General features: G+C 62.8%; 2 protein-coding genes. Both read right to left on the reverse strand.

The window, feature by feature from the left end; genetic code table 11:
* Positions 1 to 86: 86 nt before the first annotated feature.
* Positions 87 to 875, reverse strand: coding sequence for an IS21-like element helper ATPase IstB (gene istB / locus ACLFKU_RS43325; protein WP_368587410.1), 789 nt, complete (start codon positions 873 to 875; stop codon positions 87 to 89).
* A gap of 6 nt (positions 876 to 881) precedes the next feature.
* On the reverse strand, positions 882 to 1,537 hold a 656-nt coding region (locus ACLFKU_RS43330), incomplete at its 5' end, for a Mu transposase domain-containing protein (RefSeq protein WP_410853337.1).

A 1,537-nucleotide genomic window follows, 5' to 3' on the forward strand; every position in this document is an offset into this window, starting at 1 on the left:
CTGTCACGGATCGGCGTAATCGAGCCGGGGATGATCGGCGTAATGAGGCCACCTGGAATGGCCCCGAAACGCGATTTCGAAGGGACTCAAGAATGCGTTTTTTTGCCTGATTTGGCAACCGCGTTTTCGCCGTTTTCGGGCATCGGTTTCGGCTTGCGGAAGCTCTCACCCTCAATGACGACACGGTAGGCGCCATGCCGTAGCCGATCGAGCGTGGCAGCACCGAGGATGCGGTTGTCGGGGAACGCGTCTCCCCATTCGCTGAAGTCGAGATTTGACGTCAGGATCGTCGCCGCGCGCTCATACCTGGCGGCTATCAGGTCATGGAAGTCTTCGTCGTGGGGCGCACGAAGAGGTTTGAGTGCGAAGTCATCAACGATCAGCACCGGCACGCGCACAAACTGCTGGAGCTTGCGTTCATAGAGTTCGGTCGCCCTTGCTGCATGCAGCTTCTTGAGCAATCCGGTTTGCGTAATGAACAGGACATCACGGCCCTGACGCGCGGCGCAGTGGCCCAACGCCTGCGCGAGATGCGACTTGCCAACGCCGGTTTGGCCGACCATCAGCACGCAGACCTTCTCGTCGATGTAGCGGCCGGTGGCGAGATCATGGATGTGAGCGCGGTTGAGTTTGGGCACGCGGTCGAAGTCGAAGTTCTCGAGGGTCTTGCCGAGGGCGAAGCCAGCGCGGGCGAGCCGCACGCCGAGCTTCTTCTGCTCTCGCCGTGCGACCTCGTCGTGCAACAGCATGGAGAGGAAATCCGTGTAGGCAAGTTGCCCGTCGATGGCCTGACGGTTGCGTTGCTCGAGCGAGTCGAGGATGCCCGAGAGGCGCAACTGCTTGAGGATCGTGTTCAGTTCTGGACATGGATTCATGGACGTTCAATGGATCAGAAGGGAATGGAGGTCACGGCCGAAGCGGCCGCCGTTCAGGTAGGTATCGGCAGACGTCGGCGCTGGTGCTGCAGTGGGCTGGCTGTCCAGACCCTTGTCGAGGATCGTCTTGACGGTGCGGTACCTGGGGCTGGCAAACACGAGCGCACGCTCGCACGCAGCCTCCAGCCGTTGATCGCCGACCTTCTCGCGAAGCCTCACGACGCCCTGCGCGCCGCGCAGGTTGACGAGCACCTTGTCGTTGAACATCGCGAGAACGAGCGCGTGGCAGGCCGGCCCGATATCCTTTGCCCGCGCCAGGCACCACTGTGGATCGTGCTCGAGCCACGCTTGCGCTTCAGGCGGCTGGTGGTCACGCACCGTGTGGCGATCGCCGGGCGTGCGCAGCCGCGGATGGGTCGCGACGAGTTCATGGCGGTGGAACACCTGTACGACCGTGTCGGTCGCCTTCAGCCACAACTGCTTGCCGACGAGCGTGAACGGCACCGAGTACAGTGCCTTCCTGTAGACGACGTGCCCGTCGGTATGCACCTTGACCTCGCACCATACGGCCAGCACTGGCGGCACATCGGGCAGTCCGGCGAGCAGCGGCTTCTCGATGGCGAAACGTGCAAGCGGCTGCTCGCGCGTCGTGCCGTGCTCGC

This window comes from Paraburkholderia sp. EG304 (assembly GCF_046543485.1).
In the GTDB taxonomy this organism is placed as follows: domain Bacteria; phylum Pseudomonadota; class Gammaproteobacteria; order Burkholderiales; family Burkholderiaceae; genus Paraburkholderia; species Paraburkholderia youngii.

What these genes read in the sequence shown, in the direction of transcription:
- istB (WP_368587410.1), bottom strand. Translation starts at nt 875, where the DNA reads ATGAATCCATGTCCAGAACTGAACACGATCCTCAAGCAGTTGCGCCTC.